Origin of the sequence: Escherichia marmotae (genome assembly GCF_002900365.1) — a bacterium.
In the GTDB taxonomy this organism is placed as follows: domain Bacteria; phylum Pseudomonadota; class Gammaproteobacteria; order Enterobacterales; family Enterobacteriaceae; genus Escherichia; species Escherichia marmotae.
The window spans coordinates 3703251-3725677 of sequence record NZ_CP025979.1; the positions used below are offsets into that span (position 1 = coordinate 3703251).

24 protein-coding genes and 3 pseudogenes are annotated in these 22427 nt (G+C 50.6%); 8 read left to right on the forward strand and 19 right to left on the reverse strand.

What is annotated here, in order from left to right; genetic code table 11:
• Nucleotides 1-4: 4 nt before the first annotated feature.
• The 3 genes from C1192_RS18950 (at nucleotide 5) to C1192_RS18960 (ending at nucleotide 4984) form a co-directional block, all read left to right on the forward strand.
• Nucleotides 5-1546, forward strand: coding sequence for an acyl CoA:acetate/3-ketoacid CoA transferase (locus tag C1192_RS18950; protein ID WP_038355142.1), 1542 nt, complete (start codon nucleotides 5-7; stop codon nucleotides 1544-1546).
• Nucleotides 1543-3615 carry an FAD-dependent oxidoreductase gene (locus tag C1192_RS18955; RefSeq protein WP_001517635.1) on the forward strand — a complete coding sequence of 691 codons (2073 nt, stop codon included), beginning with the start codon at nucleotides 1543-1545 and terminating at the stop codon, nucleotides 3613-3615. The genes C1192_RS18950 and C1192_RS18955 overlap by 4 nt, the downstream gene beginning before the upstream one ends.
• A 91-nt stretch (nucleotides 3616-3706) precedes the next feature.
• Entirely contained in the window at nucleotides 3707-4984 is a 1278-nt protein-coding gene (locus C1192_RS18960; protein ID WP_001033611.1) for an MFS transporter, read from the forward strand.
• A gap of 100 nt (nucleotides 4985-5084) precedes the next feature.
• Here the strand turns inward: C1192_RS18960 and rplI are convergent, their stop codons facing one another.
• From rplI to rpsF, 4 genes are read right to left on the reverse strand one after another with little or no spacing between them, the layout of a single operon-like run.
• On the reverse strand, nucleotides 5085-5534 hold the full coding sequence (gene rplI, locus C1192_RS18965) for a 50S ribosomal protein L9 (RefSeq protein WP_001196062.1): 450 nt from the start codon (nucleotides 5532-5534) through the stop codon (nucleotides 5085-5087).
• Between the two features lie 41 nt (nucleotides 5535-5575).
• Complete coding sequence (gene rpsR, locus C1192_RS18970; protein WP_000135199.1) at nucleotides 5576-5803, reverse strand: 30S ribosomal protein S18; 228 nt, start codon at nucleotides 5801-5803, stop codon at nucleotides 5576-5578.
• A gap of 4 nt (nucleotides 5804-5807) precedes the next feature.
• Nucleotides 5808-6122, reverse strand: a complete 315-nt coding sequence (priB, locus tag C1192_RS18975) for a primosomal replication protein N (RefSeq protein WP_001517634.1) — start codon at nucleotides 6120-6122, stop codon at nucleotides 5808-5810.
• Nucleotides 6123-6128: 6 nt separating this feature from the next.
• Nucleotides 6129-6524, reverse strand: a complete 396-nt coding sequence (gene rpsF, locus C1192_RS18980; protein WP_001216676.1) for a 30S ribosomal protein S6 — start codon at nucleotides 6522-6524, stop codon at nucleotides 6129-6131.
• Between the two features lie 326 nt (nucleotides 6525-6850).
• On the opposite strand from rpsF, the gene yjfY reads away from it, so the two are divergent.
• Nucleotides 6851-7126, forward strand: a complete 276-nt coding sequence (yjfY, locus tag C1192_RS18985) for a DUF1471 family protein YjfY (RefSeq protein ID WP_000492914.1) — start codon at nucleotides 6851-6853, stop codon at nucleotides 7124-7126.
• A gap of 129 nt (nucleotides 7127-7255) precedes the next feature.
• On the opposite strand, the gene ulaF is transcribed toward yjfY, so the two are convergent.
• Genes ulaF through ulaA form a run of 6 tightly spaced genes read right to left on the reverse strand, consistent with a single transcriptional unit; the run spans nucleotide 7256 to nucleotide 11662 of the window.
• The gene (ulaF, locus tag C1192_RS18990; protein ID WP_001517633.1) at nucleotides 7256-7942 is read right to left on the reverse strand and encodes an L-ribulose-5-phosphate 4-epimerase UlaF; all 687 of its coding nucleotides are present in this window, start codon (nucleotides 7940-7942) and stop codon (nucleotides 7256-7258) included.
• Nucleotides 7942-8796, reverse strand: coding sequence for an L-ribulose-5-phosphate 3-epimerase UlaE (ulaE, locus tag C1192_RS18995; RefSeq protein ID WP_000949556.1), 855 nt, complete (start codon nucleotides 8794-8796; stop codon nucleotides 7942-7944). The genes ulaF and ulaE overlap by 1 nt, the downstream gene beginning before the upstream one ends.
• Before the next feature lie 9 nt (nucleotides 8797-8805).
• On the reverse strand, nucleotides 8806-9456 hold the full coding sequence (gene ulaD / locus C1192_RS19000) for a 3-keto-L-gulonate-6-phosphate decarboxylase UlaD (RefSeq protein WP_000056742.1): 651 nt from the start codon (nucleotides 9454-9456) through the stop codon (nucleotides 8806-8808).
• A gap of 13 nt (nucleotides 9457-9469) precedes the next feature.
• The gene (gene ulaC, locus C1192_RS19005; protein ID WP_000776497.1) at nucleotides 9470-9934 is read right to left on the reverse strand and encodes a PTS ascorbate transporter subunit IIA; all 465 of its coding nucleotides are present in this window, start codon (nucleotides 9932-9934) and stop codon (nucleotides 9470-9472) included.
• Nucleotides 9935-9943: 9 nt separating this feature from the next.
• Nucleotides 9944-10249 (reverse strand): PTS ascorbate transporter subunit IIB, encoded by a 306-nt coding sequence (gene ulaB, locus C1192_RS19010; protein ID WP_038355143.1) that lies wholly within the window; start codon nucleotides 10247-10249, stop codon nucleotides 9944-9946.
• 15 nt (nucleotides 10250-10264) lie between these two features.
• Nucleotides 10265-11662, reverse strand: coding sequence for a PTS ascorbate transporter subunit IIC (gene ulaA / locus C1192_RS19015; protein WP_001517632.1), 1398 nt, complete (start codon nucleotides 11660-11662; stop codon nucleotides 10265-10267).
• A 354-nt stretch (nucleotides 11663-12016) separates the two neighbouring features.
• Here ulaA and ulaG point away from each other — a divergent pair, with 354 nt between their 5' ends.
• On the forward strand, nucleotides 12017-13081 hold the full coding sequence (gene ulaG, locus C1192_RS19020) for an L-ascorbate 6-phosphate lactonase (protein WP_001517631.1): 1065 nt from the start codon (nucleotides 12017-12019) through the stop codon (nucleotides 13079-13081).
• Nucleotides 13082-13188: 107 nt separating this feature from the next.
• Nucleotides 13189-13944: an HTH-type transcriptional regulator UlaR gene (gene ulaR, locus C1192_RS19025; protein ID WP_038355144.1), complete on the forward strand. Its 756-nt coding sequence runs from the start codon at nucleotides 13189-13191 to the stop codon at nucleotides 13942-13944.
• On the opposite strand, the gene yjfP is transcribed toward ulaR, so the two are convergent.
• A complete protein-coding gene (yjfP, locus tag C1192_RS19030) occupies nucleotides 13941-14690 on the reverse strand; it encodes an esterase (protein WP_016249502.1) in 750 nt (249 codons plus the stop codon). The genes ulaR and yjfP overlap by 4 nt on opposite strands.
• Before the next feature lie 181 nt (nucleotides 14691-14871).
• Between yjfP and bsmA the strand changes: the two genes are divergently transcribed.
• Together bsmA and yjfN are read left to right on the forward strand one after the other, a co-directional pair.
• Nucleotides 14872-15201: a biofilm peroxide resistance protein BsmA gene (gene bsmA / locus C1192_RS19035; RefSeq protein ID WP_000254648.1), complete on the forward strand. Its 330-nt coding sequence runs from the start codon at nucleotides 14872-14874 to the stop codon at nucleotides 15199-15201.
• Nucleotides 15202-15349: 148 nt separating this feature from the next.
• Complete coding sequence (gene yjfN / locus C1192_RS19040) at nucleotides 15350-15625, forward strand: DUF1471 family protease activator YjfN (RefSeq protein WP_001517630.1); 276 nt, start codon at nucleotides 15350-15352, stop codon at nucleotides 15623-15625.
• Nucleotides 15626-15715: 90 nt separating this feature from the next.
• Here the strand turns inward: yjfN and C1192_RS19045 are convergent.
• From C1192_RS19045 to rlmB, 8 genes and pseudogenes are all read right to left on the reverse strand, one after another.
• A pseudogene (locus tag C1192_RS19045) lies at nucleotides 15716-17341 on the reverse strand (isovaleryl-CoA dehydrogenase).
• Nucleotides 17342-17424: 83 nt separating this feature from the next.
• Entirely contained in the window at nucleotides 17425-18588 is a 1164-nt protein-coding gene (locus tag C1192_RS19050; protein ID WP_038355145.1) for a glutathionylspermidine synthase family protein, read from the reverse strand.
• Between the two features lie 2 nt (nucleotides 18589-18590).
• A pseudogene (locus tag C1192_RS19055) lies at nucleotides 18591-19229 on the reverse strand (DUF1190 domain-containing protein).
• A 9-nt stretch (nucleotides 19230-19238) separates the two neighbouring features.
• Nucleotides 19239-19637 (reverse strand): annotated as a pseudogene (locus C1192_RS19060) (DUF350 domain-containing protein).
• 17 nt (nucleotides 19638-19654) lie between these two features.
• A complete protein-coding gene (locus C1192_RS19065) occupies nucleotides 19655-20314 on the reverse strand; it encodes a YjfK family protein (RefSeq protein ID WP_000012579.1) in 660 nt (219 codons plus the stop codon).
• Nucleotides 20315-20365: 51 nt separating this feature from the next.
• Nucleotides 20366-21064, reverse strand: coding sequence for a PspA/IM30 family protein (locus tag C1192_RS19070; protein ID WP_038355147.1), 699 nt, complete (start codon nucleotides 21062-21064; stop codon nucleotides 20366-20368).
• An 18-nt stretch (nucleotides 21065-21082) separates the two neighbouring features.
• Complete coding sequence (locus C1192_RS19075; protein ID WP_000220117.1) at nucleotides 21083-21484, reverse strand: DUF2170 family protein; 402 nt, start codon at nucleotides 21482-21484, stop codon at nucleotides 21083-21085.
• Nucleotides 21485-21610: 126 nt separating this feature from the next.
• Entirely contained in the window at nucleotides 21611-22342 is a 732-nt protein-coding gene (rlmB, locus tag C1192_RS19080; protein WP_001293269.1) for a 23S rRNA (guanosine(2251)-2'-O)-methyltransferase RlmB, read from the reverse strand.
• Between the last annotated feature and the right edge of the window lie 85 nt (nucleotides 22343-22427).

A 22427-nucleotide genomic window follows, 5' to 3' on the forward strand; every position in this document is an offset into this window, starting at 1 on the left:
TTGTATGCGTAAGATAACAACCGCCGGGGCACTGGCGGCGCAAATTCAGGACGGCGCAACCATTGCCATTAGCGGTAACGGCGGCGGCATGGTGGAAGCTGACCATATTCTGGCAGCCATTGAAGCGCGTTTCCTGCAAACCGGACACCCCCGCAACCTGACACTAATCCACTCGCTGGGCATTGGCGATCGCGACAGCAAAGGCACTAACCGCCTCGCTCATGCCGAAATGCTCAAACGCATAATTGCCGGACACTTTACCTGGTCCCCCAAAATGCAGGAGTTGGTAAAAAATAACGCCATCGAAGCGTATTGCTTTCCTGGCGGTGTAATTCAGGCACTGCTGCGGGAGATCGGTGCCGGACGTCCTGGGCTTTTTACCCACGTAGGGCTGGGATCGTTTGTTGATCCACGCAATGGTGGCGGAAAGTCGAACGCTTGCACCACTGACGATCTGGTAGAACTGATTGAAATTGATGGCGAAACCAAACTCCGCTATCGCCCTTTCAAAGTGGACTATGCCATTTTGCGCGGCACTTATGCCGATCCGCGTGGCAACGTTAGCCTCGAAGAAGAAGCGATTGATATGGATAGCTATTCGATGGCGCTGGCAGCACACAACAGCGGCGGCAAAGTATTCGTCCAGGTGCGCGATGTGCTGGAAGCTGGCGCCATCGAACCACGCCGGGTCAAGCTGCCGGGGATTCTGGTCGATGGCATCGTTGAGCACCGCGAACAACCGCAAACCTATCTTGGCGGCTACGACCTGACAATTAGCGGTCAGCATCGCCGTCTGAGTTCTACCGGCGCTATTGAACTGGTTAGCCATCCGGTGCGCCGTCTGATTGCCCGTCGGGCGGCACGCGAACTGGTGGCTGGCGCTTCTACCAACTTTGGCTTTGGTATTCCGGGCGGTATTCCTGGGGTTGCACTGCGCGAAGGTGTTCCTTATCAAAGTTTATGGTTGAGTGTCGAGCAAGGCGTGCATAACGGCATGATGCTGGATGACGCGTTTTTCGGCTGCGCCCGTAACGCTGACGCGATTATCCCTTCGCTGGATCAATTCGAGTTCTACAGCGGCGGCGGCATTGATATTACTTTCCTCGGCATGGGCGAGATGGATCAGCACGGTAACGTCAATGTCTCACACCTGAACGGCAATCTGATCGGCCCTGGCGGCTTCCTCGAAATTGCACAAAATGCCCGTAAAGTGGTGTTCTGCGGCACATTCGACGCCAAAGGCAGCAAGATCGACGTGACGCCAGATGGTCTGCATATCACCCAGTCAGGTCAAATACCCAAACTGGTTACTCAGGTGGAAAAAATCACCTTTAGCGCCGCTTACGCACAGCAAAGTGGTCAGGAAGTGCTGTACATCACCGAACGCGCGGTTTTTCAGTTAACGACAGAAGGTGTTGAATTAATTGAGATTGCCCCGGGCGTGGAGATTGACCGCGACATTCTGCCGTTCATGGCCTTCCGTCCGATTATCAGGCAGCCGCGTCTGATGGAAAGTAGCCTGTTTACGCCGATGGAGGGCGCATGAGCCAGCCTGATGACGCCATCCTCGAGGCACTGACGCACGTCACCTTTCCGAAAGGTTTTACGCCAGCAGAACCGCACTCAATTGTCACCGTGGAGGATGTTGATTACCCAACCTGGCAAGTTGATGCACTGGTCGTTGGTAGCGGCGCGGCTGGATTACGTGCAGCGGTTGAGCTGAAACGTCGCCAGCAAAATGTGCTGCTTGCTACCGCCGGGTTATACATGGGAACGTCAGCCTGCTCCGGTTCCGATAAACAGACGCTGTTTACCGCTGCTACTGCGGGCAACGGCGACAACTTCGCAAAACTGGCCGAGGCACTGGCGAGCGGCGGCGCGATGGATCACGACACGGCATATGTCGAAGCGGTCGGTTCCCTGCATACCCTTGGTGGGCTGCAATATCTTGGTCTGGAATTGCCGGAAGATCGCTATGGCGCAATTCTCCGTTATCAGACCGACCATGACGAAGCCGGACGCGCGACGTCCTGTGGACCACGCACTTCTCGCCTGATGGTGAAAGTGCTGCTGGAAGAAGTGCAGCGCCTCTCCATTCCACTGCTGACCAGTGCAACGGTGATTAAACTGCTGCATCAACGCGGTGAGAATGGCGAAGATCGCGTGGCGGGGGCTATCCTCGCAACCGGTTCCCGCGCCCATAACCCGTGGGGGCTGGCAATTGTGACTGCGCCCAATGTGGTACTGGCAACGGGCGGACCGGGCGAGCTTTATCGCGACAGTGTTTATCCGCATAAATGCTTTGGCTCGCTGGGGCTGGCGCTGGAAGAAGGTTTGACGCTAACCAATCTGACCGAAAGCCAGTTTGGTATAGGCACGCCGCGCAGCACGTTTCCGTGGAATTTATCCGGCACCTATGTGCAGGTGATCCCGTATATCTATTCTGTGGATACAGAGGGTAACGAGTATAATTTCCTTGCGGATTACTATCGCACTACCCAGGAACTGGCTTCAAATATCTTCCGTAAAGGCTATCAGTGGCCGTTCCACGCCACACGGGTGATGGATTTTGGCTCCAGCCTGCTGGATATGGCGGTGGCAAAAGAGCAGCAATCAGGCCGCCTGGTGTTTATGGATTTCAATCGCAATCCTGAAGCGGTGCCTGGTGATTTGCCATTCTCATTAGCGCGACTGGATGCTGACGTTCACGCGTATCTGGAAAACAACGGCGCGCTGGCACCATCGCCCATCGAACGCCTGCAACGAATGAATCCGCTGTCTATCTCGTTGTACCAGATGCACGGTTACGGGCTCACCACGCAACCACTGCAGTTCGCCATGAATAATCAACACATGAACGGCGGCATTGAGGTGGATATCTGGGGGCAAACCTCTCTCCCCGGCTGTTTTGCCGTGGGGGAAGTGGCCGGAACTCACGGCGTCACTCGCCCCGGCGGCGCAGCGCTGAATGCCGGGCAGGTTTTTGCCGTGCGCCTGGCGCGCTTTATTGGCTGTACGCAAATGCGGTCTGTTGAGGGAGATATCGCGCAACGGGTAGCTTCGCCCCTGACTACCGTAAGAGAGGTCATCACCCAGGCGCTGGCAAACGAAAACGGTATGACGCTGGCAACGGTGAAAGAAAAAATCCAGACGCGAATGTCTGATTACGCTGGATTTATTTGTCATGCCGATAAAGTTCGCCACGCCACCCGCGATGCCCTGCTGTTGAGTGAATTTGCCCAGCAACACGGTTTAACCATCAACCACGCAGGCGAAGTTGCTGAATTATTTATGTGGCGGCATATGGCGCTGACTTCTGCCGCCGTTTTAACGCAACTCACACATTATATTGACGCAGGTGGCGGCAGTCGTGGGGCGCGGATGGTTATTGATCCGCAAGGCGAATGCCTGCCACAAACTCGTCGCGGCGCAAAAGAAGAATGGCGTTTTCGCTCTGAGCAAGCCGACGATAAAAATCACAAATTAACGATTCAATATTCACAAGGTTCTTTTATTACCGAAGTTAAGTCTTTACGCAAACAACCGCATATTAACGGTATTTTCTTTGAAAAAAACTGGCCAGATTTTCTGAATGGAGAGATTTACACACAATAATTTTTAATATGTTCTCTGTACCTGATTTTATTACCTATTACACGGAAATACCAACAACCAGGGTTTATTAATATAATTAAAAGGTTTAAACATGAATAAAATAAAGAATTATCGGTGGCATATGATTGCCCTCGTATGTTTTATCACTGTAATCAATTATCTGGACAGAACTGCATTAGGTATTGCGGCTCCAACCATTATGGAGACCACTGGAATAACCAAAGAGCAATATTCATGGATCGTCAGTGCGTTCCAGTTGGCCTATACATTAGGGCAACCGGTGATGGGTTTCTTTATTGATACCGTTGGTCTGAAATTAAGCTTTGCGATTTGCGCCGCAATCTGGGGTCTGGCGACAATGGGTCATGCACTGACCGGAACATGGTCAGGTCTGGCATTTATGCGCGCCCTGATGGGGTTCAGCGAAGCATCGGCAATTCCGGCGGGTGTTAAAACAGCATCAACATGGTTCCCGGCAAAAGAGCGCGGTGTGGCTACGGGGGTTTTCAATATGGGAACTTCACTCGGTGCAATGCTTGCACCACCGCTGATTGCCTGGTGCATTATGTTTCATAGCTGGCAATTTGCGTTTATTGTCTCGGGTAGCCTTGCTTTGCTCGCGGCTATATTTTGGTTCTTTTGTTATAAAGATCCGAAAGATGCCAAACGCCTTTCTGATGAAGAGCGTCAATATATTGAATCAGGACAAGAGCAGCATCTTAAAACAGGTAAAAAAGAAAAAACGTCAATCAAACATATCCTCAGCCAACGTAATTTCTGGGGTATCGGCATCGCGCGTTTTCTCGCAGACCCGGCATGGGGAACCATTAATTTCTGGGTGCCTATATTCTTCGTTGAAACGCTGCATTTTAGCCTGAAAGAAATTGCCATGTTTGTCTGGCTACCTTTCCTGCTGGGCGACCTCGGCTGTTTAGCCAGCGGTTTTGTGGCGAAGTTCTTCCACGATCGCGGCGTGAGTTTAATTAACTCGCGAAGAATTACCTTCACTATTGCTGCGGTCATTATGATGACAATCGGCCTGGTGAGTATTGTCGAAAATCCCTACATTGCCGTATTGCTGATTAGTATTGGCGCGTTCTCGCATCAATGTCTTTCTACTGTTGCGGCAACACTGGGCGGCGATTTGTTCAAAAAAGATGAAGTTGCCACCGCCGTTGGTATGGCGGGTGCCTGTGCGTGGAGTGGTCAGTTGATTTTCAACCTGTTTATCGGGGCATTCGTTCACATTATCGGCTTCGCGCCGTTCTTTATTGCTCTGGCTTTCTTTGACATCCTGGGGGCAATTGCGCTGTGGGCGCTTATCAAAGTCAAAGATGAAGAACCGCACGTACAATTAGCTACGAGCTAATATTTAAGATGAGTGCGCTGTAATTATGGTTATGGCGCTTCAACAATAAAGCAAAACGCCGGCACATGGCCGGCGTTTTTACGTCTCGTTGAATAACGAATTATTCAGCTACTACGTTTACGATCACTTTCGCGAATACTTCGCTGTGAACCTGGAAGCTTACTTCGTGTTCGCCAGTGGTACGCAGAACGCCGTTCGGCAGACGAACTTCGCTCTTAGCCACTTCAACGCCTGCTGCAGTTACAGCGTCAGCGATGTCGCGAGTACCGATGGAACCGAACAGTTTACCTTCGTCGCCAGCTTTAGACGCGATGGTAACAGTTTCCAGTGCATTGATTTTCTCAGCGCGAGCATTAGCTGCTGCCAGAACTTCAGCCAGTTTAGCTTCCAGTTCAGCGCGACGTGCTTCGAAGAATTCAATGTTTTTCTTGGTAGCTGGAACAGCTTTACCCTGTGGTACCAGGAAGTTACGAGCGTAGCCCGCTTTAACATTTACCTGATCACCCAGGCTACCCAGGTTTGCTACTTTATCAAGCAGAATAACTTGCATTACCTTATCCTCTCAAAGTCGTATTAATGGACCGTGACCGATTACTGATGGCGATCAGTGTACGGCAGCAGGGACAGGTAGCGAGCGCGTTTGATAGCGCGAGCCAGCTGACGCTGGTATTTTGCACGGGTCCCGGTGATACGGCTTGGGACAATCTTACCGCTTTCGGTGATGTAGTTTTTCAGCGTAGCGATATCTTTATAGTCGATCTCTTGAACGCCTTCCGCGGTGAAACGGCAGAACTTGCGACGACGGAAATAACGTGCCATATGGCTAGTCTCCAGAATCTATCAATTCAATCTGCTCGGCATGCAAAACCATTTTGCTCAGACCGTTCTTTGCCTTGTGGCATGAAATGAACCCCTGAACGGTTATGCGACTGCCGACCGTTATACTGTGAGTAATGGCCTGGTTTTCGTGTCCGCTAATAATAACGGGCATTTGGCACCACGCCTGCCGATGAAAACCGGCTTCCTCCTGCACAGAACGATGCTCAAGCACGAACTGGCAGTGAGGAATTCCTGATGGACTGACCTTTCGAAGGGGCATCCTGCACACGGTGCCGGACAACACCAGACGGTTGGTCATCAGAAATTACTCTTCAGAATCCCCAGCTTCAGCATCATCAGCGGTTTCGTTTGCGAAATCATCGCGACGCTCACGGCGCTCGTCTTTCGCTTTAACCATCGGAGATGCTTCGGTAACGGCGTGCTTAGTACGCATTACCATGCTACGGATAACGGCGTCGTTGAAGCGGAAGGTAGTTTCCAGCTCATCGATCACTTCCTGCGGCGCTTCAACGTTCATCAGAACGTAGTGAGCTTTGTGCAGTTTGTTGATCGGGTAAGCCAGCTGACGGCGGCCCCAGTCTTCCAGACGGTGGATCTTGCCTTCTGCACCAGTGATGGCAGCAGTGTAGCGCTCGATCATGCCCGGAACCTGTTCGCTCTGGTCAGGATGGACCATAAAAACGATTTCGTAATGACGCATCGAATTGCTCCTTACGGATTATTCAGCCTCCTGTCTGGGTCAGCCGCAGCCCATGGAGGCAAGGAACGTGTTAAAGGGCGGCTGAAAAATGACGCGTTATAGTACTGGTATACCCCGCTAAACTCAAGGCCAGCCGACAAATAATTCTCATCTTTCGCTAAATCGTACTAACCCGCTGATTTGAAGTTCATCACATTCCATTACGGTGTTTTTTTGAACAACTGCATCAGAAATGGTCACCATCAACTTCTTTATCATTGATTAAAATTAAATCAGAAGATCATCACAGAGGAGCGCATACAAAGACAGCCGTCGAGGAGGTATTTATGTTCAGTCGTGTTTTAGCCCTTCTGGCTGTGCTTTTGCTAAGTGCAAATACATGGGCAGCCATTGAAATCAATAACCACCAGGCCAGAAATATGGACGATGTGCAGAGCTTAGGCGTGATTTATATCAATCATAACTTTGCCACTGAAAGTGAAGCACGTCAGGCATTAAACGAAGAAACCGACGCGCAGGGCGCAACGTACTACCACGTGATTCTGATGCGGGAACCGGGGAGTAACGGCAACATGCACGCCAGCGCGGATATTTATCGCTAGCACCAGGTATAACCAACGAAACATTGTCATAGTTTGCATTGCCCCCTTCACCGGGGGCTTTTTTATGAAAAACGGCTGCGGAATCAGACCAGTTATCTCCCGAAGAAGGATATTTCCGCAGCGCGTGTTTTACTTCTGTCCGTAATAAGCGTTGGGACCATGCTTACGCATAAAGTGCTTATTCATCAGATAACTATCGATGGGATTCAGTTGCGGGTTAATGCCGCGCGCAATCCACGCCATTTTCGCCACTTCTTCCATCACCACCGCATTATGCACCGCATCATGAGCGTCTTTACCCCAGGCGAACGGCCCGTGCTGGTAAACCACAATCCCCGGCGTATGCAGCGGCTCGGCATCGCCCAGCGTTTCGATGATCACTTTGCCGGTGTTCAGTTCATACTCGCCCTGCACCTCTTCTTCGCTTAATCCGCGCGTACACGGAATATCGCCAAAGAAATAGTCAGCGTGTGTGGTGCCTAACGCCGGGATCGCCATCCCCGCCTGCGCCCATGCGGTGGCATGGGTTGAGTGGGTATGCACGATTCCACCGAGAGATGGATAACGACGGTAAAGCTCGAGATGCGTTGCAGTGTCTGACGATGGACGATACTGCCCTTCCACCACATTGCCACTCATGTCAACCACCACCATATCGTCCACTTGCATGGTTTCGTAGGCGACGCCGCTGGGCTTAATTACCACCAGCCCGCGTCCGCGATCAATGGCGCTGACGTTGCCCCAGGTAAAGGTCACCAGTCCGTAACGCGGCAGATCCATGTTGGCTTCAAATACCTGTAGTTTCAGCTTTTGCATTATGCGGCCTCCACCATGCCCGCTTTGGCCATGCGCGCTTTCACCCAATCACGCGCTTTCGCCACTTCTGCCGCCGGGTCTTCCGCCGTTTCGCTCCACATCTCAATCAGATAAGGCCCGCAATAACCACTCTGTTTGAGCGTTTCAAAGCAACGTTCGAAGTCCACCACGCCTTCGCCAAACGGCACATTTTTAAAGACGCCCGGTTTGGTGTCTTTCACATGCACCGCGACGATGTGCCCTATTCCAGCCTGTAATTCCATCTGCACGTCGTTATCCCACGCCGACAGGTTGCCGATATCCGGATAGAGCTGGAACCACGGGTTGTTGAGATAGTGTGCATAGCCCAGCGCCTTGCTGATGGAGTTCATCAACGGGTAATCCATGATCTCCATCGCCAGCGTCACCTGCGCACGGCTCGCCATCTCAACACTCTCTTTCAGCCCTTCGCGAAAACGACGACGCGTTTCGTTATTGGCTTCCTGATAGTAGACGTCATAGCCCGCCAGTTGGATCACGCGAATGCCGACATCCTGGGCGAACTGGATAGCTTTACGCATAATCTCCAGCCCCTGCGCCCGCACTGTGTCATCTTCGCTGCCCAGCGGAAAACGACGATGGGCAGAAAGGCACATGGACGGTACGCGCACGCCAGTTTCAACAATCGCATTCACCAGCGTCAGACGTTGTTCGCGGCTCCAGTCAAGGCGAGACAGGCGAGCGTCCGTTTCATCTACTGACATCTCAACAAAATCGAAGCCCAACGTTTTTGCCAGTTGCAACCGTTCCAACCAGCACTCCCCGGTGGGGAGTGCTTTTTCATAGATGCCAAGCGGGATTTGTTTGGACAACATATCCGCTCCTTAGCCCCACAGTTGGGCGATGGAACGTTTGAACTGACGCGCAGCTTCAACCGGAGACGCGGCATCACGGATGCTACGACCAGCGATAAAGACATGAATCGGAATACCTTTGAACAGTGGCAAATCTTCCAGCGCCAGGCCACCGGTAATGGTTACTTTGAAGCCCATATCAGAAAGGCGTTTGATCGCGGCGATATCTGATTCGCCCCAGCCTACACCGGCTGCTTGCGCATCACGGCTGCGGTGATACACCACCTGCTGGATGCCCGCTTCACGCCATGCATCCGCCTGTTCCCAGGTCCAGAAACCAGTCAGCTCAATCTGTACGTCGCCGTTAAACTCTTTTGCCACATCCAGCGCGCCTTTGGCGGTGTTGATATCTGCACAGCAAATCACGGTGACCCAGTCAGCGTTGGCTTCAAAGCACATACGAGAAAGGATTTTGCCCGCATCAGCAATTTTGGCGTCTGCCAGCACAATCTTGTGTGGATAGAGTGCTTTCAGATCGCGCACCGCACGCACACCTTCCCCCATACACAGAATGGTGCCCACTTCGATAATATCGACTTCTTCAGCAATCAGACGAGTGGTTTCATAGGCGCTATCCATAGTCTGGTTGTCCAGCGCGACTTGCAACATGGGTAATGACATCTTCAATTCCTTCTTAAGCAGCCGCGTTGGTGCGGTCAATTAAATCCAGTACTTCCTGCTCGGTACGGCAGGCGCGTAAACGGTCGAAATTCTCTTCATCTTCAAACAGGTTGACGATTTGCATGATGCCCACTTCCTGATGAGTATTGGCATCGACTGCCGCCATCGTGATGAGGATATCCACCGGGTCGTTATCTTCGTGGTTGAACTCCAGCGGCTTTTTCAACGTCACCAGCGCAAAACCGGTTTTCTTAACCCCCTCTTCCGGGCGTCCGTGTGGCATTGCCAGGCCTGGCGCGAGCACAAAGTACGGGCCGTGCTGTTCAACCGCATCCAGAATCGCCTGGTAGTAACGCGGCTCAACAACATCCGCCGCCACCAGCAGGTCAACGCCAATTTTTACCGCGTCCTGCCAGGTCTCTGCTTCTGCCTGCAAACAGATAGATTTATTTTCTGCCAGCGAATCACGTAATTTCATGGCGCGTCCTTACTTTATGTCCTGCGGGAAATGTTCTTTGATCACTTCCAGCAGTTTCGGGCCAAAGTCTGTGGGTGAGAGCATGTTGCGCACGCCAACCACATATTTGTTGCCGGTAACAGTGATTTCGCCCGCAATATGGGTAGAAGCGATGATGATATCCGCGCCGCTCAACTCGCTTTTGTACTCGCCAACCGCGCAGCTATTTACCGTGTGGTCAATGTTTGATTGGGTTAAAAACTGGTCCACTTTCATTTTCATGATCATGGAACTGCCTTGTCCGTTGCCACACACAGCCAGAATACGTACGGTCATAATCAAAACTCCTTATTAAGCAGACTGTTCTGCCAGTTGTTTTTCTGCATCTTCTTCTGCGCGCAGCGCGCGGCCAGCGAAGTACATATAAGCCAATGCAATAACGATGATGACGGCCATAAAGGCGATACCGATGGAGAAGAAGCCCTGCATCATCGGCGGTGCCAGAATCGACCAGTCCGCCATGCCCATCCAGGCACTCATACCGGTGAGTTTCACCGCCCAGACGCAGCCAAAGATTTCAATCATCCCCATCACCAGACAAATCTTCAGCGCCGCACGCCAGCCGCCGAAGTGGTTCGCGAATACGCCGATGGTGGCGTTGGAGAAAAACATCGGGATAAAACCAGGAATGATCAGAATCGCGGAACCGCAGGCGACCAGAATACCAACCGCTATTAGTTGCCCGATGGTGCCCCACATAAAGCCCCAGACCACGGCATTCGGCGCAAAGCTATAGATAGCCGCACAGTCAATCGCCAGAACCGCACCCGGGATCAGACGCTGGGAGATACCGTTAAATGCTTCAGAGAGTTCCGCGACAAACATGCGCACGCCCTGAGTAATGATGAAGATCGCCACCGCAAAGGAGAAACCGGTTTGCAGGATGTACACCACCCAGTTCACTTTGCCTGCCATCGCCTGCACGGTATCGATACCGAAAGAGAGCAGAATGGCACCAAAGAAGATGGTCATCACAATCGCCGTGGAGACGATGTTGTCGTGGAAAATGTTCAGCCAACCGGGCAATTTGAGGTCTTCAACGCTTTCCTCTTTTTTGCCCAAATACGGCGCGACCTTATAGGCAAGCCAGGAAGCAAACTGCTGTTGGTGACCGATGGAGAAACCGCAGCCGTCCGTCACTTCCTGAGTCGGCTTGTACATCATGTTGGAGGTGATGCCCCAGTAAAGCGAAACCAGAATCGCAGTGCAGATAATGGTAGTCCACATGGAGTAGCCGAAAATAAACAGCGTGACAGCTATCAGACCCGCCTGTTGGAACATGATGTGGCCGGTCAGCATGATGGTGCGAATACCAGTAATGCGACGCAGCAGCACGTAACAGATGTTTAGCGCCAGTGCCAACAACACCGCATAACCCACCCAGCTATAGGCATCGCCCATACGCTCAATAGTTGCCATCATCGATGCGTAGGTATCTGAAATCGCGCCATTAATGCCATAGACTTCCGACATTTTTGCCACCACCGGTTTAAAAGTGCTGGTCAGGATGCCGGACCCTGCTTGCAGCAACATAAAACCGATAATCGTTTTGATGGTGCCTTTGATAATCACGCTGACGCTTTTACGCAGCAGGATGTAGCCCAGGCAGGTCACAATACCCAGCAATAACGGGGCATTGGTCATGACCTGGTTAAAGAACACGGTAAAGATGCTGTAGAGGATCTCCATAACGATCTCCTGAAGAAGAGGTAACCGGGAATTCCGCACACCCGGAATGTTGTGCACTCACTCTAATTTTCAAAAGTAATCACAACAAGATTATTTGTGATTAAATGTGACGCGGCACGCAAATAATTCCACATAGAAAGTATGGTGTTCACAAGACGAAACAATTACTCATTTAAATTCATTTAGTTAATTAAATTACACACTCCTTTAAATCTTTCCATACTCAAAATCATCAACAACGCTTTCGGTGAAAAGTCAAAAAATGGTCATTGCCTTCCTGAAAAAACAGTGTCAGGATTAATCAAAACCAATCACACATTGATTCAAATTGAACTATCATGAAGGTAAATGGCGATGAGTAAAGTGAAAAGTATCACCCGTGAATCCTGGATCCTGAGCACCTTCCCGGAATGGGGTAGCTGGCTGAATGAAGAAATAGAGCAAGAACAGGTCGCACCAGGCACCTTTGCGATGTGGTGGCTCGGCTGCACCGGGATCTGGTTGAAATCGGAAGGCGGCACCAACGTGTGCGTCGATTTCTGGTGCGGTACTGGCAAACAAAGTCACGGTAACCCACTGATGAAACAGGGTCACCAGATGCAGCGCATGGCAGGGGTGAAAAAACTGCAACCGAACCTGCGCACCACACCATTTGTCCTTGATCCGTTTGCCATTCGCCAGATCGACGCTGTGCTGGCGACTCACGATCACAACGATCATATCGACGTGAACGTCGCTGCAGCCGTAATGCAAAACTGCGCCGACGATGTGCCATTTATCGGGCCGAAAACCTGTGTGGATTTATGGATTGGCTGGGGCGTGCCGAAAGAACGCTGCATCGTGGTCAAACCAGGCGATGTGGTAAAAGTGAAAGACATTGAAATTCATGCCCTTGACGCGTTCGACCGTACTGCACTGATTACCCTGCCTGCGGATCAAAAAGCGGCTGGCGTACTGCCGGACGGGATGGATGATCGCGCAGTGAACTATCTGTTCAAAACGCCGGGCGGTTCCCTGTATCACAGCGGCGACTCCCACTACTCCAACTACTATGCAAAACATGGTAATGAGTATCAGATCGATGTGGCGTTAGGATCTTACGGCGAGAACCCGCGCGGTATTACCGACAAAATGACCAGCGCCGATATGTTGCGTATGGGTGAAGCGTTAAATGCAAAAGTGGTGATCCCGTTCCACCACGATATCTGGTCAAACTTCCAGGCCGATCCGCAGGAAATTCGCGTACTGTGGGAGATGAAAAAAGATCGTCTGAAGTATGGCTTTAAGCCGTTTATCTGGCAGGTTGGCGGCAAGTTCACCTGGCCGCTGGATAAAGACAACTTCGAATACCACTATCCGCGTGGTTTTGACGATTGCTTCACCATTGAACCGGATCTGCCGTTCAAATCGTTCCTGTAATCCGTCGCTTTTACCGGATAGCGTGGAGATGTTCCCGCTATCCGGCGTAGTATTTCCTGGCTATTTCAAATATCATCTAAAAAAATCAAATTTTATCGGAATAGCTCATGCCTGAAGCACAAAGACATCAAATCCTCCTGGAAATGCTCGCACAATTGGGCTTTGTGACCGTAGAGAAAGTTGTTGAGCGCTTGGGAATTTCGCCTGCTACCGCACGACGGGACATTAATAAACTCGACGAGAGCGGCAAACTGAAAAAAGTGCGCAATGGCGCGGAAGCCATCACCCAACAGCGTCCTCGCTGGACACCAATGAATCTCCACCAGGCACAGAACCACGATGAAAAAGTGCGTATCGCCAAAGCGGCATCGCAACTGGTCAATCCGGGCGAAAGTGTGGTCATCAACTGTGGTTCCACCGCATTCCTGCTCGGAAGGGAAATGTGTGGCAAGCCTGTGCAAATCATCACCAATTATTTACCGCTGGCAAATTACCTGATCGATCAGGAACATGAGAGCGTGATCATCATGGGCGGGCAGTACAATAAAAGCCAGTCCATCACCTTAAGCCCGCAGGGCAGTGAGAACAGCTTGTATGCCGGCCACTGGATGTTTACCAGTGGCAAAGGGCTGACGGCAGAAGGGTTGTATAAAACCGATATGCTAACAGCGATGGCAGAGCAGAAGATGCTGAGCGTGGTGGGGAAACTGGTGGTTCTGGTCGATAGCAGCAAGATTGGTGAGCGCGCGGGTATGCTCTTTAGCCGCGCCGATCAAATCGATATGCTGATCACTGGCAAAAATGCTAACCCGGAAATCCTGCAACAACTGGAAGCGCAAGGGGTCAGCATTCTGCGCGTTTAAAGATGCTGGCGGAAAAATTTCACCGCGGCATCTAACGCTTCTGGCGTAATGCGATGACGCACGCCTGGCTGCCATGAACAGGTTAACTGTTTATCCAGCCCCGCTTCTCTTAGTGCCTGCTGCAAACGTACTGATTCGTCGGCAGGTACGACATCATCATCAAGACCATGCCATAAGAGCAGTGGTCTGTTTCCCAGCTCTTCCCGGTGGTTTGTCGCTTCCCACTCCACCAGCGGAGCGATAATGTTATTAAATTCGCGCTGCTGCGCTGCCGTTTCAGGTATCAGCGGTGGAAACAGTGAACGGGCAAGCGATGTGAAATAGCCCGATCCCATCATGCTGGCGGTACATTTCACCGTGGAGTGGCGAGCGGTAATTCCCAAGGCCGTCATCGCGCCCATCGATGCGCCGCCGACTGCCAGACGGTCATCAAGCAGCCAGTTTTCTTTAACAATAGCCGCACGTAATGGCGTAAATTCTTGCATATTTTGCCGCAATATTTGCCAGAACTGATTTAACCGTCGCGGTGTGTCGCCACTAAAACGGATACCGTGATCGGGTGCGTCTGGCATGATTACCCGCATACCGGCCTGTGCCAGCGCAACGGCAAAATAGCTATACACCAGACTGGATGAAGTAAAACCGTGATAAAAAATCACGCACGGTAACGGAGTTTCTTTTTGCCCAACGGGATAAGCATGTAGAACGGGAATATCTGCCAGTACGCGCGATTCTAATTCAATCATCTATTCCTCCTTTTTGTCTGGTATGACATGAAGAAATCCTTAGCACAAGTTTCCGCTGGCAGTATTAGTTCATAATGTTGAGATATGGGTTACGCTTTCACCACGTTTTCATTCGAAAATCGCGTACCAGGTAACAATTCGGGAACATTCCCCCAAAGTTAAATTAATAAGGCACTACACTATGGTTAGCAGGAAACGTAATAGCGTTGTTTACCGGTTTGCCAGTTTATTATTGGTGTTGATGTTAAGCGCCTGTAGCGCACTGCAAGGTACGCCACAGCCAGCGCCACCAGTAACGGATCATCCGCAGGAAATTCGCCGCGACCAAACCCAAGGGCTACAGCGAATTGGAACGGTAAGCACAATGGTCCGTGGCTCACCGGATGACGCATTAGCAGAAATCAGAGCGAAAGCTGCCGCGGCAAAAGCTGATTATTACGTCGTCGTAATGGTGGATGAAACCATTGTGACAGGACAGTGGTATTCACAAGCCATTTTGTACCGTAAATAAATCAGACAACTTATACAGTAAGCTTTACATTGCTTTGCGTCCCTATGCGTTTACCTGTGCACAATAAATTACCGGCTGGAAGCTCGGGCGTTTATTACCGCGATGGAATGCCCTGCAACATGTGGGGAAACGAAAAATGGAGCTGACGATGAAACAATTACTTGCCTCACCCTCGCTGCAATTAGTTACGTGTCCCGCGAGCGCCACGGCACAGTCTGCAGAATTCGCCAGTGCTGACTGCGTGACGGGCCTGAATGAAATAGGTCAGATCTCAGTTAGCAATATTTCAGGGGATCCGCAGGACGTGGAACGTATCGTGGCGTTAAAGGCCGATGAACAGGGGGCGTCATGGTATCGCATTATTACCATGTACGAGGATCAGCAGCCCGATAACTGGCGTGTACAGGCGATACTGTATGCATGAGTGTTATCAACAGCGAATGAACAATGCCGGATGCGGCGCGAGCGCCCTATCCGGCCTATAAATTCTATATATTTCATTAAGCGTAAACGCTTACAAACACACACCACCAGTCGCCCGCAGTAACAAATCATTCTGGATCTGCCCTGACAACCGCACACCACCGCGCGTATCTAACATCATCTGACACCACGCCTGCGCCATTGGCGGAGAAGCATATTTCAACATTTGCGCGCCACTACCCAGCAAGAATAGCTGATGAGTAATCTCTCGCCCCAGCTCTTCAGTCGGTTTGCGCAGTTGCTGCTGTAAACGACGAACCGCGCGATCAAAATAGCGATCCTGTCCTTTCACTTCCATAAACGCTTCCGTCAATAACTCGTATACGCCAGCCTGCTTATTAAGAACGCGCAGCACATCCAGACACATAATATTGCCGGAGCCTTCCCAGATACTGTTCACCGGCATCTCCCGGTACAGCCGCGGCAACTCGCTCTCCTCGCAATAGCCAATACCGCCCAACACCTCCATCGCTTCGGCCACAAATGGGACGCCACTTTTGCAAATCACAAACTTCGCTGCTGGCGTAAATAAACGCGCCCACAGGGCTTCTTTAGCATCGGCACGCCGATCCCACGCCCGTGCCAGACGAAACAACAGCGCCGTTTGCCCTTCAAGCTGAAGCGCCATGCGACTTAAGACATGACGCATAAGGGGCTGTTCGATCAACGGATTGCCAAATACATGTCGTTGATGAGCGTGATAAATCGCCAGCGAAAATGCACGGCGCATCATGGCATGGCTACCCAGGGCGCAATCAAAACGCGTCATCCCGCCCATTTTCAGGATCAGGCGGATGCCTTCTCCCTCCTGACCTAACAGCCAGCCGATAGCATCCTGAAACTCCACTTCGCAACTGGCATTAGAGCGATTGCCCAGCTTATCTTTCAGGCGTTCCAGGCGAATCGCGTTACGTTGTCCATCAGGCAAAAAACGCGGCACAAAGAAGCAGGACAATCCGCCCGTGGTCTGTGCCAGCACCAAATGCGCGTCGCTTTACGGCACCGAGAAAAACCATTTATGCCCCACCAGCCGATAAGAACCATCGTCCAGACGCTCTGCCCTAGTAGTATTGCTCATCACATCAGAGCCGCCCTGCTTTTCTGTCATTCCCATGCCAATCAACAGACCGCGTTTTTGCCCGCCTGGCAGCAAATGGGAATCGTAGCGATCGCTCAACAGCGGCGTGGTCCAATCCTTGAATGGTGCAGGTAACATCTGCAATAACAATGGGGTGGCGGCAAAAGTCATGGTTATCGGACATAACGATCCGGCCTCAACCTGTGCGTGCAACATAAAACGCGCCGCGCGCGCCACAAATGCGCCAGAACGAGCATCTTCCTCCCAGGCCAGATTGTGCACCCGATTGGTACATAGTGCCTGCATCAGCAAGTGCCATGCCGGATGAAAACGCACATCGTCCAGACGGCGTCCCTGAGCATCGTAGCGCAACAATTCTGGCGGATTCACATTCGCCAGTCGCCCCAGTTCAAGGGATTCAGCCGTCCCTAACTGCTGACCAATACTGGCGAGAAAATCACTATCCCAGCCCGCACCTTCACGTGTTACCGCTTCGTAAAGCGCGCCATCGGACAGGTATAGATTGCTGTTATTTAAAGGTATCGGTTGATTAAAAACGGTGTGAGTTTGCCAGTGCACTGTGTCTCCCTCCATCAATGGCAGTCACCATTAGTATGGTCACTGCCACGGATTCCTGACAGAAAGAGATTGCTAAAACATTCTTAACCCGCAATGTAATGCGGAACAAAACGCGAAGTATCTTTAGTGATCAGCGTGTTATCTTCGCGAATCCCCATACCGCACGCTTCATCATCGACAATCCAGCTACCAATCAATGTGTAGCTATCGCCAAAGCGCGGCAAAGGCTGAAAAGCCTGGTAGATCATCGGTTCATCGGCGTAATCACCCTCAGCATGGTCAACGACGTTGTTCTGACCGTCAAAAATGGTGACGTTACCGCCTTCCCGTGAGTAGATCGGTTTACGCACGTAGCTTTCGCCCGCAGCAATCTGCGGTTTCTCGCCCTCAAACCAGGATGCCAGAAGATTAGGATGACCAGGGAAAAAGCGCCACAATAGCGGCATTAACCCTTTGTTGCTCAAGATACTTTTCCATAACGGTTCCACCCATTGCTCACGACGCTTGCGCAGCAGCGGGCCGTTATCGTCACGCATCATCCACTCCAGCGGATACAGCTTAAACGCACGCTGGATGACGTTATCATCGAGATCGGTCAGCACACCGCCGACGCCCAGGCCGAGATCTTCAATATAGATAAACCGCGATTCCTGTCCTGCCTGCTGGGCGCAGTCCTGCAAGTACAGCACGGTAGTCCTGTCTTCGTCGGTATCCTGACAGCAACAAAAATAAAACGGTTCACGGCTATAAATCTCGCTAAAGCGCGAAATCAGACGCTCCTGAATGACATTGTACTGATCGGCGTCACGCGGAATAATGCCGCTGCGCCGGGCATCTTCCAGCCAAAACCACTGAAAATAAGCCGATTCATACAGCGAGGTCGGCGTATCGGCGTTGTACTCCAGCAACTTCACCGGCGCATTACCACACCAGGCAAAATCCATACGGCCATACAGCGAAGGATCGCGCGCGCGCCAGCTTTCAGCAATTACATCCCAGTACAGCGGGGGGATCGCCAGTTGCGTCAGGATCTCTTCAGTTTTAACCGCACGATCCACCACCTCAAGGCACATCTGATGCAGTTCCGCAGTCGGTTTTTCGATCTGCTCTTCAATCTGCCGCAGGGTAAAGCGATAAGCACGACTCTCATCCCAATAGATTTCATTGTCGATGATATGAAAGTCAAATCCGTTATCGGCAGCGATCTGATCCAGATCCCGCCGCACAGGAACGTTGTGTCTCAGCATGATTAGCCTCCCCAATGCCCACGGGCGCTGGAAGAACGACCATAGCCGCCGCGAGAAACGGTTGATGCTTTTCTGGTGGTAAAGCCGCCCGAAGAGTAAGACTCTTTTTTGCCAGAACCGGAGCGCCAGGAGTAATCACCGGAAGTGTTGCGCCAGACGGGGCGCGAAGCATAAGAGGAGCCGCCACTGTTATAAACAAACTGCTCATCGCGATCTTTACGAATAACCCGACTTAATAAAAATCCAGAAATGACCGGGAGCCAACTCTGTTCGACGTTGTCGTAATAGCAATTTTCGTACTTAGACTGACAATTCTGCTGAGTCATATTCTTCGGAACATCGGCATAAAATGCCGCTTTGGCGTTGTTCTAGCCATGAGCACAGATATCTGAATTATTACCGTCATCAATGCAATCCTGCACTGTCGAGTAAAACGTTCCGTCGCCGTCGTTATCGACATCGCCACTATCGCCACAACTTTTCAATACGAAAAAAGCGGCTCCCCCCATTAGCGCCAACGTTAAGTATTTATGTGCGTAGCGATTTCGCTGCGGCGTGAAGGGATTATTCGGTCGATTAATACGGCTGATGGCTCCGTGAGCTGGTTTACTGCTATTTCTTGATTTGCGTTTTCTGGCCATGATCGTCCATTACCATGTCATACAAGCTGCGTTAAAAATACCACCAGCCAGCGCGGCGGTTCCCATAAACATTCCTGCGGCGGTATTGTGATTAATAATTTTGTCGCTTAATGCGGGTATATAAAGTCTGACGCCAGAAAAAACGAGTAATTGAATCACCAGTGCGATCCCACCCCAAGCAAAATAATCAGGAATACTCACCGCATTGATTGCCGCACTGGATAATGGAATAACATAACCCAGCAATGTCCCGCTGAACGCCAGTGACGCCGCGATATTATTGTTTTTGATTAACTGTCATTCATTATGCGGAGTAATTTTGGAATAGATAAACAGAAAGATAATCACCATAGCCACGCCAATAAAAAAATAGGCGCTAAAAGCAAGGAGTGAATCAAGAATATGCATTATAAACTTCCCTGTAATTAACCAATAATATGAAGTGATGTTAGTGGGATATCGACACCCAGCGCACGCGAAAATAACCACTCCGGTTCACCGAGTTCGTTAAAGGATTCCTCACCATTTAACAGCAAATATTCGTAAGTATCTTCGGTCACCTGTCGCTGGTAACCCATCATAAAGTTATGCACTTCCCATTTGGTATGGTTTTGATTTTCTATTTTTTCCAGCATGTAGACCGGCGCAATATTACCTGGTTCTTCGCTATTAAAAAATCGCTGCCAGCGTTTTTCCTGCCAGTTTAAGGTCATCATCCCCATTGCTTTGGCATTAATTGCCTCGCGCCAGTGGCTCTCTTTGCTGATACCGTAACTCTCTTCATAGACAAAGAGCTTGATATCATCAATGTCATCAATGTCTTCGCCGCCAGTGGTATTGATTTGCAGGAATTCATCACCGGAAGTGTAGTAACGGAATATCTGACTACCGCCCCCCAGATCGATGCGACTGGCTGCAGCTACAGTGTATTCTTCCCCCGGTAACGCAATCAGTAATTCATCTTCCAGTAAACGAAACGCTAACGTATCGAGCGTAAAACCATTATGGAGATGCAACCCCAGCGGACCACGAGCGACAGCAGGCTTATCATCATTGCCAAACAGGCGCTGGAAAAAACCAGACATATTTTACCCTTAAAATAGCTGCCAGCCTTTTAGTGAGGCTGGCAAAAAAAATTACTCACCCTGTTGGCGTTGCAGCCTTGCCAGCACATCCTGAGCATTGCTTTTGTTAACTCCACCAATCCCCACTTCCGCCAGTTTTTCGTCGAGATCGCGGCCGTCTGCCACTTTCTCCAGTTGTGCAGCAGCATCCAGCCGTGCCTGACGTTCGGCCTGACGCGCTTGCAGGCGTTTTAAGGATTCAGCCGCTGTAGAGACGCTGGAAGATGCTCCAACGGTAGAGGTCGTTACTGCCTGTTGCGCACGCTGCATGGCTTCAGTGGCCTTAACGACTTCCATCTGTTGCTCAAATTGAGCAATACGCTGTGCCGTTGCCGTTACCGCTTTTTCCACACCATCACGGGAGACTTCAAGATTCGACAACACTTGCTCTTCAGCGGTAATGAGGTTCTCAAGGCGCGCGATTTCTTCAGCGACTTCGTTAATCAACGACGGGTTGACGTTCTTACTTAATGCTTCCAGCGCACGGGCTTCCAGAGTGGCTTTACGCTCACGTAAATCTTTCAGTTTATCGTTACTTAATTTCACTCGCGCCAGCAGATCGACGCGTGATTTTCCGGCTTTATCCAGTTCAGCTTTGGCGTCGCGAATATGTTGTTCCAGCATCCGCACACCCTGGTTTTCTTCAATGGATTCTTCCGCCTGTGAAATAAAAGACTTACCTAATGTAAATAAACTTTTTAAAATCCCCATAAATACCTGTCTTCGTGATTAATATGAATATTCTTCAGTAATTTCAGCTAAATCCAATGCATTATCTACCAGCGTGGTTATCTCCAGCAGGAGATCATCAAGGGAAGAGTTAAGCGATAATGCACCAAAAACAATGTAATACTCTTCCTGCTCCACACTGGAGATCCCTACCGATGACAGTGGCATAATCTTCTGATTTCTTAATAAGAAGGTATTAAATTCATCTGGATTACTGATACAACTTACCGGGCAAATAAATGTTTCGATAATCATCTGGCGGGAAGTAAAAAGAATATTGATTTGCAAATCGCCATAATCATTCATTTTAATAATTAATGCGTTTTCATTATTTGTTATATCAATATTTTGTTCAGGTACAGTTTGCAGCGCCGTCGCCAGCGCCAACGGGTTCCATGTCATATATTATTCCATAGTGATTAAGTTAAAATATTAATAATATGAATATTTGTAGCACGTAATTATCTTACCAGCTCCAGGTAAAAAAAAACCATCCAAATATGGATGGTTTTTCATAATTCAGAGGAATTAGCTACGCTGGCGTACTGCTTCAAATAAACAAATGCCGGTCGCTACCGAAACGTTCAGGGAAGAAACGCTTCCTGCCATCGGGATGCTGATCAACTCATCGCAATGTTCACGGGTCAGGCGACGCATGCCTTCACCTTCCGCGCCCATCACCAGTGCCAGACGCCCGGTCATTTTGCTCTGATAGAGAGTATGATCCGCTTCACCCGCCGTACCGACGATCCAGATATTCTCTTCCTGCAACATACGCATGGTGCGCGCCAGGTTAGTCACCCGAATCAGAGGAACGCTTTCTGCCGCGCCACAGGCCACTTTTTTCGCCGTTGCATTGAGTTGAGCGGAACGATCTTTCGGTACAATCACCGCATGAACGCCAGCGGCGTCTGCGCTACGCAGGCACGCACCGAGGTTGTGTGGATCGGTAACGCCGTCGAGGATCAGCAGGAACGGTTGTTCGAGCGAAGCGATCAGATCCGGCAGATCGCTTTCCTGATACTGACGTCCAGGCTTCACGCGGGCGATAATGCCCTGATGCACGGCACCGTCGCTTTTCTCGTCGAGATATTGACGATTTGCCAACTGGATAACCACGCCATGAGATTCGAGGGCGTGAATCAGCGGTAACAGACGTTTATCTTCACGGCCTTTTAAAATAAAGACTTCCTGAAAACGTTCAGGGGCGCGCTCCAGCAGGGCCTGCACTGCGTGGATGCCGTAAATCATTTCGCTCATTAATGTACTCGTTGTTAACGTTTTGCCTGATACGCTACGCTTATCAGGCCTACATGATTCTGCAATATATTGAATTTGCGTGATT